6 protein-coding genes are annotated in these 9,651 nt (G+C 72.6%); all 6 read left to right on the top strand.

All coding sequences use genetic code 11. The annotated features are described in order from the left end of the window. Positions 1-587 precede the first annotated feature (587 nt). Positions 588-1,661, top strand: a complete 1,074-nt coding sequence (locus tag ABZ885_RS29640) for a patatin-like phospholipase family protein (protein ID WP_360195142.1) — start codon at positions 588-590, stop codon at positions 1,659-1,661. Between the two features lie 145 nt (positions 1,662-1,806). After that, on the top strand, positions 1,807-2,316 hold the full coding sequence (locus tag ABZ885_RS29635) for a hypothetical protein (protein WP_360195139.1): 510 nt from the start codon (positions 1,807-1,809) through the stop codon (positions 2,314-2,316). Between the two features lie 86 nt (positions 2,317-2,402). Beyond that, positions 2,403-3,059 (top strand): HAD family hydrolase, encoded by a 657-nt coding sequence (locus tag ABZ885_RS29630; RefSeq protein WP_360195136.1) that lies wholly within the window; start codon positions 2,403-2,405, stop codon positions 3,057-3,059. A 153-nt stretch (positions 3,060-3,212) separates the two neighbouring features. Then, entirely contained in the window at positions 3,213-4,838 is a 1,626-nt protein-coding gene (pruA, locus tag ABZ885_RS29625) for an L-glutamate gamma-semialdehyde dehydrogenase (protein ID WP_360195145.1), read from the top strand. After that, positions 4,835-4,972: a hypothetical protein gene (locus tag ABZ885_RS29620; protein ID WP_360195133.1), complete on the top strand. Its 138-nt coding sequence runs from the start codon at positions 4,835-4,837 to the stop codon at positions 4,970-4,972. Before pruA ends, ABZ885_RS29620 begins: the two co-directional genes overlap by 4 nt. A gap of 190 nt (positions 4,973-5,162) precedes the next feature. After that, a partial coding sequence (locus tag ABZ885_RS29615) for an NAD-glutamate dehydrogenase (RefSeq protein ID WP_360195130.1) occupies positions 5,163-9,651 on the top strand: 4,489 nt, incomplete at its 3' end.

The following is a 9,651-nucleotide window of genomic DNA, read 5'->3' as shown; positions in this document are numbered from 1 at the left end:
CGCCGGCCCGCGGGTGCTGCGGGTGGACGGGCGGTGCGGCGGACCGGCCGAGGCGGGCGCCGTGCGGCGGCCCGGCGAGCCGGGGATCGGGGTGCCGGGTGTCCGTGCCGCGGGCATCGGAGTGTTGCGGGTCGGCGCGGTGCGGGCCGGCCGGGGTCGGGCGGGCGGTCATCGGGGCTCCTCGACGGCGGGTGGTGCGGGTGCGGACGGGTCCTTGGTAGTGGCGCCTCGCGCGGGGCGGCAACCGGGTTCCCCGGCGCCCGGGGGCCGCCCGGAAGTTCACCTATCCGGGTGAACCGGCCTGTGCGGCAACGGCTCGTGACGCCGTCCGCGGGGCGCCGGATTGACGTGCGGGAGCGGATGGGAAGGCCCGAAAGGGGACGGCCGGGTTCGCCGGGACGGGTGGCGCGGCCCCGGCCAGGCGTTGCGCGGCCGGCCGGTCGGCGCGCACGATCGGAGCCGGACCGGTGACCCCCGGACCCCGGGCGACCCCGGCGCCGGGGCCCGCACCCGCCCCCGGGAGGCGCCACGCAGGACCGAGCGCACGGCAGGGACGACACCCGCCCCGACGACGACAGGCGGCCGGCATGACGACACGGGTACCGGAGACACGGGAGGCCGGGCCGGGCCCCGCCGAGGGCACCCCCCGCCGCGGTCTGGTGCTGGGTGGCGGCGGGATGCTCGGCGCCGCCTGGACGGTCGGCGCGCTCTGCGCCGTCGAGGAGGCGGTCGGCTGGCAGCCGGGCGCTGCGGAGGCGGTGCTCGGGACGTCGGCGGGCGCGATCCTCGGCGCCCTGCTGGTCGGCGGGGTCCGGGCCGACCAGCTCCGCGACCACCAGCGCGGCCTGCCGGTGATCACCGGCAGGCTGGCCGGGGTGGACTTCGACTACGACACCGCGGTCGGCGGCGCGCTGCCCCCGCGCCCGCGGGCCGGCATCGGCTCGCCGGGCCTGCTCCGGGACGCCGTCCGGCACCCGCGCGAGTACCCGCTGCTGACCATGGTCTCGGCGATGGCGCCGCACGGCCGCGGCTCGCTGGCACCGGTCGGCGAGCTGGTGCGTGGGCTGCTCGGCCCGGGCGGCTTCCCGGACGGCTCGGCCCTGCGGGTGGCCGCGGTGGACTACCGCAGCGGCCGCCGGGTGGTCTTCGGCGACCCGGGCGCCCCGCCCGCGGCGGTCGCCGAGGCGGTGATGGCCTCCTGCGCGATCCCCGGCTGGTTCACCCCGGTCCACGTCGACGGCTCCGCGTACGTGGACGGCGGCTGCTGGTCGGCCACCAACGCGGACCTGATGCTCGGGCGCGGCCTGGACGAGGTCTTCGTGCTCGCCCCGATGGCGCTGCGGCTGGACCCCCGCGCGCCGTCCGCCACGCCGGAACGGCCCGGCCGGGGCACCCTGGCGGCGCTGCGCGAACGGCGCGCCCGGGACCGCCCGCACGGCGTGCTCGCCCAGGTGGTCGGCCGCTACCGCCGGGCGGTGACCAGGCAGCTGATGCGCGAGGCCCGGTTGCTGCGGGCGAGCGGCGTCCGGGTTCACCTGCTCGCGCCGACGCCGGCCGACCTGGCGGTGATGGGGCCGAACATGATGGACCCGGCCCGCCGCGGCGCCGTGCTGGAGAGCGCCCTGCGGACCAGCCGCGCGGCCCTGGACGGCGTGCGGTGAGGCCGGTGCGACACCTCCGGGCCCGCGGCGCGCCCGGCACAGGGGGCGCGGACGGGAGTGAGGACGTGATCACGGGCGCCGTTCCGGCGCTTATTCTTGGGGGCGCTGGAAGCTGTGCCGCTGGACGAACCGGAGAGTGCCACCGATGCGCGTGTACGTGCCCACCACCCTGACCGGCCTGGCGGCGGCGCACCCGGGCGGTGCCCTGGAGCAGTCCGCGGCGTACGCGGTGACGCCCGCGCTGCGCGAGTGGTACGTCAGCGACGACCTGGAGGAGCTGGAGTACGCGGCGCTGAACCGGGCCGCCCAGTCCTCGCTGCGGCTGCTGGCGGAGGACCCGGAGGCGCCGCGCCGCCGGGTGGTGGTGGCGCTGGACGTCGCCGACTCCGCGGTGAAGCCGTTCCCCGGCGACGAGTACCAGGACCAGGCCTCGCTCGGGCGCGTGGTGCTGGCCGGCCCGGTGAAGCTGGCGAAGGCGGCCGCGGTGCACGCGGACGTGGCCGACGCGGAGGTGCTCGCGGACGTCGAGGCGGCGGTCGCGGCGGTGGCGGCGGCCGACGCGGGCGACCAGGACGCCCAGTTCACCGTGGACGGCGCGGAGGACCACGACCTGCTCTGGTTCGCCACCCAGGAGATCCCCTCCCTGCTGGCGTGAGCGGGCGGGGACCGGGGCGGGTCGGTGCGCCGGGGCGTGAGCCCCGTCCTACCGGCCTGTCGGTGTCCGGGGTTACCGTTCCCTGCGTGCGCACTCACATCGTCTGGGACTGGAACGGAACGCTCTTCCACGACATGGAAGCGGTGCTCGGCGCGAGCAACGCCGCCTTCGCGACCATCGGCGTCGGGCCGATGACCATGGAGGAGTACCGGGAGCAGTACGAGATCCCGATTCCCCGTTTCTACCAGCGGCTGCTCGGCCGGATGCCCTCCGACGCCGAGTGGTTGCAGTTGGACGACGCCTTCCACGACCGCTACCGCGAGCTGAGCGGGGCCTGCGGGCTGACCGACGGCGCCGTGGAGCTGCTGAGCGGCTGGCGGGCGGCCGGGCACAGCCAGTCGCTGCTGTCGATGTACGAGCACGAGAAGCTGGTGCCGGTGGTCGACGGCTTCGGGCTGACCCCCCACTTCCTGCGGGTGGACGGCCGCAGCGGCCCGGCCGGCGGCCAGAAGGCGGGGCACCTCACCCGGCACCTGGCCGCGCTCGGGGAGCATGTGGACCCGGCCCGCACGGTGCTGATCGGCGACGCCGCGGACGACGCGCTGGCTGCGCTGAACGCCGGCGCGCACGCGGTGCTGTACACCGGCGGTTCGCACACCCGGGCGAAGCTGGAGCCGGTCGGCGTCCCGGTGGTGGACAGCCTGGCCGAGGCGGTCGAGCTGGCCGGGCGGATCGCGGCCTGACCCCGGACGCCCCCGGCGCGGCGGCCGGAGTGGCGCGGACCACGTCCGCCGGTGGCGTGTCTGAACGGGCGAACCGGCCCGCCGCTCGTCAGGCTGGATCGAGCCGGGCCGCCCGTGGCCCCGGCCACCAGGACGAGCGGAGCCGCCATGCCCATCGACGCAGTCACCCAGGTCCCGTCCCCGGGCAACGAGCCGGTGCACGACTACGCACCCGGCAGTCCGGAGCGGGCCCGGCTGGTGCGCCGGCTGGACGAGCTGGCCGCCGAGCAGATCCCGCTGCCGATGACCATCGGCGGCGAGCAGCGGCTCGGCGGCGGCGAGCGGATCGAGGTCGTCCAGCCGCACCACCACGCCGCCAAGCTGGGCGTGCTCGGCAACGCCACCCGCGAGGACGCCCGGGCCGCGGTGGACGCGGCGCTGGCGGCCGGGCGGGAGTGGCGCTGGCTCTCCTTCGACGACCGGGCGGCGGTCTTCCTGCGCGCCGCCGACCTGCTGTCCGGGCCGTGGCGGGACACGCTCAACGCGGCCACCATGCTGGGCCAGTCCAAGACGGTCCAGCAGGCCGAGATCGACTCCGCCTGCGAGCTGATCGACTTCTGGCGGTACAACGTGCACTTCGCCCGCCAGATCCTGGCCGACCAGCCGGTGTCCTCGCCGGGCGTGTGGAACCGCACCGACCACCGCCCGCTGGAGGGCTTCGTCTACGCGGTCACGCCGTTCAACTTCACCGCGATCGCCGGCAACCTGCCGACCGCGCCCGCTCTGATGGGCAACACCGTGGTGTGGAAGCCCGCGCCGACCCAGACCCTCGCCGCCCACCACCTGATGCGGCTGCTGGAGGCGGCCGGCCTGCCGCCCGGGGTGATCAACCTGGTGACCGGCGACGGCCTCCAGGTCTCCCCGGTGGCGCTGACCGACCCGGCCCTCGCCGGGCTGCACTTCACCGGCTCCACCGCCACCTTCCAGTCGCTCTGGCAGACCGTCGGCGCCAACATCGGCGGCTACCGCACGTACCCGCGGATCGTCGGCGAGACCGGCGGCAAGGACTTCCTGCTCGCCCACCGCTCGGCCGACCCGGAGATCCTCAGGACCGCGCTGGTCCGCGGTGCCTTCGAGTACCAGGGCCAGAAGTGCTCGGCGCTCTCCCGCGCCTACCTGCCGCGCAGCCTCTGGCAGCGGATCAAGGACGACTTCCTGGCCGAGGTGGACGCGCTGGCCGTCGGCGACGTCACCGACCTGTCCAACTTCATGGGCGCGCTGATCGACCGCCGGGCCTTCGAGAAGAACCGCGACGCGATCGAGCGGGCCAGGCGCGACCCGACCGTGGAGCTGGCGGCCGGCGGCCAGTACGACGACGCGATCGGCTGGTTCGTCCGCCCGACCGTGCTGGTCTCCTCCGACCACCGCAACGAGATGTTCCGGACCGAGTACTTCGGCCCGATCCTGGCCGTGCACGTCTACGAGGACTCCCGCTGGGAGGACGTGCTCGGCCGGGTCGACTCCGGCGCGCCCTACGGCCTGACCGGCTCGGTGATCGCCCAGGACCGCTACGCCATCGCCCGGGCGGTGGAGGAGCTGCGCTTCGCGGCCGGCAACTTCTACATCAACGACAAGCCGACCGGCGCGGTGGTCGGCCAGCAGCCCTTCGGCGGCGGCCGCGCCTCCGGCACCAACGACAAGGCGGGCGCCGCGCAGAATCTCCTCCGCTGGACCTCCGCCCGCTCGATCAAGGAGACCTTCGTCCCGCCGACCGCGTACGGCTACCCGCACATGGGGTGAGCACGGAGCAGGGCGCCGGCACGACGGCGTTCCTGCTGATGGCGAACACGACCAGCCGGTTTGGACATGGTGTCCAGGACGGACGGATCTTCCTGCAGGTTTGTGCCTACCTGTCCCCTGACACCTTCGATTGATCCGGTTAGGCTGGCTGGCGTCGTCGGGTGTCTGCAGGCCGAACGTCTCGTCCTACCCGCTGCAGAGGCGTTTCATGCGTGCCATGAGGGCCTTTCAGCCGGTCGGTGCGGCAGGATTGCGGTAGACCCGGCGGTGCACATCCACACACCACCGAGTCACGCAACGGCGCGCGACAGGAGCCAAGAAGTCATGCAGACCAAGCTGGACGCAGCCAAGGCCGAACTGCTCAAGAAGGCAGCAGCAGCCGCTGAGAACAGCCAGGTGGGGGGAGCGGCGCCGGGTGAAGGGCTGAGCAACGGCGCTCTGACCGCGTACCTGCACCACTACTACCTCCACACCGCCGCCGAGGACCTGGTCGACCGCGACCCGGTCGACGTGTACGGCGCGGCGGCCTCGCACTACCGGCTCGGGCTCAAGCGCCCGCAGGGCACCGCCGAGGTGCGGGTGCACACCCCCTCGGTCGAGGAGAACGCCTGGTCCTGCGGCCACACCGTGGTCGAGGTCGTCACCGACGACATGTCCTTCCTGGTCGACTCGGTCACCAACGAGCTGTCCCGCCAGGACCGCGGCATCCACATCGTGATCCACCCCCAGCTGGTCGTCCGCCGTGACATCACCGGCAAGCTGCTGGAGATCCTGGACATCGACGCCTGCGCCCGCAGCAAGGCCGCCGGAGCCGAGTGGCCCGCCGACGCCGTGGTCGAGTCGTGGATGCACATCGAGATCGACCGTGAGACCGACCGCGAGGACCTCCGCTCGATCGAGGCCAACCTGCGCCGCGTGCTCGGCGACGTCCGCGAGGTCGTCGAGGACTGGTCGAAGATGCGCGACTCCTCGCTGCGCCTGGCCGACGAGCTCGCCGAGCAGCCCCCGGCGCACCTGCCCGAGCAGGAGGTCGGCGAGGCCTGGGAGCTGATGCGCTGGCTCGCCGACGACCACTTCACCTTCCTGGGCTACCGCGAGTACGACCTGGTCGAGCACGAGGGCGAGGAGGTCCTGAAGGCCGTCGCCGGCACCGGCCTCGGCATCCTGCGCTCCGACCCGCTCAGCCACGACGACGACCACCACCCGGTCAGCGAGGCCTTCGGCCGGCTGTCCGCCCCGGTCCGCGCCAAGGCGCACGAGAAGAAGCTGCTCGTCCTCACCAAGGCGAACAGCCGCGCCACCGTGCACCGCCCGGCCTACCTCGACTACGTCGGCGTGAAGAAGTTCGACGCCAACGGCGAGGTCGTCGGCGAGCGCCGCTTCCTCGGCCTCTTCTCGGCCGCCGCCTACACCGAGTCGGTCAACCGCATCCCGGTGGTCCGCCGCAAGGTGCAGGACGTCATCACCAGCTCCGGTTTCTCCACCGAGAGCCACGACGGCCGCGACCTGCTGCAGATCCTGGAGACCTTCCCCCGGGACGAGATCTTCCAGACCCCGGCCGCCGAGCTGCTCCAGATCGCCACCAGCGTGCTCTACCTGCAGGAGCGCCGCCGGCTGCGGCTGTTCCTGCGCCAGGACGAGTACGGGCGCTACTTCTCCGCGCTGGTCTACCTGCCGCGCGACCGCTACACCACCCGCATCCGGCTGCGCCTGATGGACATCCTGATGCAGGAGCTGAACGGCGCCTCGATCGACTACACGGTGTGGTCGACGGAGTCCGTGCTGACCCGTCTGCACTTCGTCGTCCGGGTCACCCCCGGCAGCGAGCTGCCGCACCTGACCGACGCCGAGGTCGAGCGGATCGAGGGCAAGCTCGCCGAGGCCGCCCGGTTCTGGATGGACGGCTTCAACGACCAGCTGCACCTGGAGCTGGGCGAGGAGCGGGCCGCCGAGCTGTCCCGCAAGTACGCCAACGCCTTCCCGGACGGCTACCGCGCCGACTTCACCGCGCGTGCCGCCGTCGCCGACCTCAAGCAGATCGAGTCGCTGCACGGCGAGGGCGACTTCCGCCTCAACCTGTACCAGCCGGTCGGCGCGGGCGACGACGAGCGCCGCTTCAAGATCTACCGGGTCGGCGGCCCGATCTCGCTCACCGAGGTCCTGCCGGTCCTGCAGCGCCTGGGCGTCGAGGTGCTCGACGAGCACCCGTACGCGCTGACCCGCTCGGACCACACCACCGCGTGGGTGTACGACTTCGGCCTGCGGCTGCGCGAGGCCGTCGAGCTGACCGACGAGGCGCGCGAGCGCTTCCAGGAGACCTTCGCCGCCACCTGGACCGGCAAGGCCGAGAACGACGGCTTCAACGAGCTGGTGCTGACCGCCGGGCTGACCTGGCGCCAGGCGATGATGCTGCGCACGTACGCCAAGTACCTGCGCCAGGCGGGCTCCACGTTCTCCCAGGACTACATGGAGGACGCGCTCCGCAACAACACCCACACCACCCGCCTGCTGGTGAACCTCTTCGAGGCCCGGCTGAGCCCGAGCCACCGCTCGGGTGCGCTGGAGCTGACCGAGGGCATCCTGGAGGAGCTGGCCGGCGCGCTGGACGAGGTCGTCTCGCTGGACGAGGACCGCATCCTGCGCTCCTTCCTGCACCTCATCACGGCCACCCTGCGGACCAACTTCTTCCAGCACGACGGCACGGGCGAGTGGCACTCCTACGTGTCGATGAAGTTCGACCCGAAGGCCATCCCGGACCTGCCGGCCCCGCGCCCGGCGTTCGAGATCTGGGTGTACTCGCCGCAGGTCGAGGGCGTGCACCTGCGCTTCGGCAAGGTCGCCCGCGGCGGCCTGCGCTGGTCCGACCGGCGCGAGGACTTCCGGACCGAGATCCTCGGCCTGGTCAAGGCGCAGATGGTGAAGAACACCGTCATCGTGCCGGTCGGCGCCAAGGGCGGTTTCGTCGCCAAGCAGCTGCCGGACCCGTCGGTGGACCGGGACGCCTGGCTGGCCGAGGGCATCGCGTCGTACAAGACGTTCATCTCGGCGCTGCTGGACATCACCGACAACCTGGTCGGCGGCGCGGTCGTCCACCCGGCCGACGTGGTCCGCCACGACGAGGACGACACCTACCTGGTCGTCGCCGCCGACAAGGGCACCGCGACCTTCTCCGACATCGCCAACGGCGTCGCCGAGTCGTACGGCTTCTGGCTGGGCGACGCGTTCGCCTCCGGCGGCTCGGCCGGCTACGACCACAAGGGCATGGGCATCACCGCCCGCGGCGCCTGGGAGTCGGTCAAGCGCAACTTCCGCGAGCTCGGCGTCGACACCCAGAGCGAGGACTTCACCGTCGTCGGCATCGGCGACATGTCCGGTGACGTCTTCGGCAACGGCATGCTGCTCAGCGAGCACATCCGCCTGGTCGCCGCCTTCGACCACCGGCACATCTTTCTTGACCCCAACCCGGACGCGGCCGTCTCGTACGCCGAGCGCCGCCGCCTCTTCGACCTGCCGCGCAGCTCCTGGGACGACTACGACAAGTCGCTGATCTCGGCGGGCGGCGGGATCTTCCCGCGCAGCGCCAAGTCGATCCAGCTCAGCCCGCAGGTCCGGGCCGTGCTCGGCATCGAGGACGCCCGCCTCACCCCGGCCGAGCTGATGAAGGCCGTCCTGCAGGCGCCCGTCGACCTGTTCTGGAACGGCGGCATCGGCACCTACGTCAAGGCCTCGACCGAGACCAACGCCGAGGTCGGCGACAAGGCCAACGACGCCATCCGGGTCAACGGCGAGCAGGTCCGGGCCCGGGTGGTCGGCGAGGGCGGCAACCTCGGCTGCACCCAGCTCGGCCGCATCGAGTACGCGGCGGCCGGCGGCCCCCAGGGCACCGGCGGCTGGATCAACACCGACGCCATCGACAACTCGGCCGGCGTGGACACCTCGGACCACGAGGTCAACATCAAGATCCTGCTCAACCAGATCGTCGCCGACGGCGACATGACGGTGAAGCAGCGCAACGCCCTGCTGGCCGAGATGACCGACGAGGTCGGCCACCTCGTCCTGCGCAACAACTACGCGCAGAACGTGGTGCTGGCCAACGCCGTCGCCCAGGCCCACAGCATGGTCAACGTCCACTCCCGGATGATCAACCGGCTGGAGGCGGGCGGGCAGCTCGACCGGGCACTGGAGTTCCTGCCCGCCGAGCGGCAGATCCGCGAGCGCCAGCAGGGCGGCCGCGGGCTCTCCCAGCCCGAGCTGTCCGTGCTGCTCGCCTACACCAAGATCACGCTGGCCGACGAGCTGCTCGCCACCGAGCTGCCCGACGACCCGTTCTTCCGCACCGCGCTGCACGACTACTTCCCGAGCGCGCTGCGGGCGAAGTTCGCCGAGGCGATCGACAACCACGCGCTGCGCCGCGAGATCGTCACCACGCTGATCGTCAACGACACGATCAACCGCGGTGGCTGCACCTTCGCCTTCCGGCTGAAGGAGGAGACCGGCGCCACGTACGAGGAGATCGCCCGGACGCACACCGCCGCGCGGGCCGTCTTCGGCCTCGAGGAGATCTGGTCCGAGATCGAGGCCCTGGACAACAAGGTCTCCGCCCGTGCCCAGACCAAGATGCGGCTGCACTCGCGCCGGCTGGTCGAGCGCGCCACCCGGTGGATGCTCAACAACCGCCGCCAGCCGCTCGACATCGCCGGCACCATCGAGTTCTTCCATCGCTTCTGCCGAGTTCTGACGAGCCGCTCAGTGGCTGTTGTCTTTCCGGGCTTGAGTGCTGCGTTTCTGCTGTTCAGGCATGGGGTCGGCGGTC

Origin of the sequence: Kitasatospora sp. NPDC047058 (genome assembly GCF_040643935.1) — a bacterium.
Lineage (GTDB): Bacteria > Actinomycetota > Actinomycetes > Streptomycetales > Streptomycetaceae > Kitasatospora.
The sequence above is the reverse complement of the archived record's forward strand: the minus strand, read 5'-3'. Positions and strand labels throughout refer to the sequence as shown.

Bases quoted from the DNA above. Each gene is read 5' to 3' on its own strand.
- ABZ885_RS29635 (WP_360195139.1), top strand. From the start codon at position 1,807: ATGCGCGTGTACGTGCCCACCACCCTGACCGGCCTGGCGGCGGCGCAC.
- ABZ885_RS29640 (WP_360195142.1), top strand. From the start codon at position 588: ATGACGACACGGGTACCGGAGACACGGGAGGCCGGGCCGGGCCCCGCC.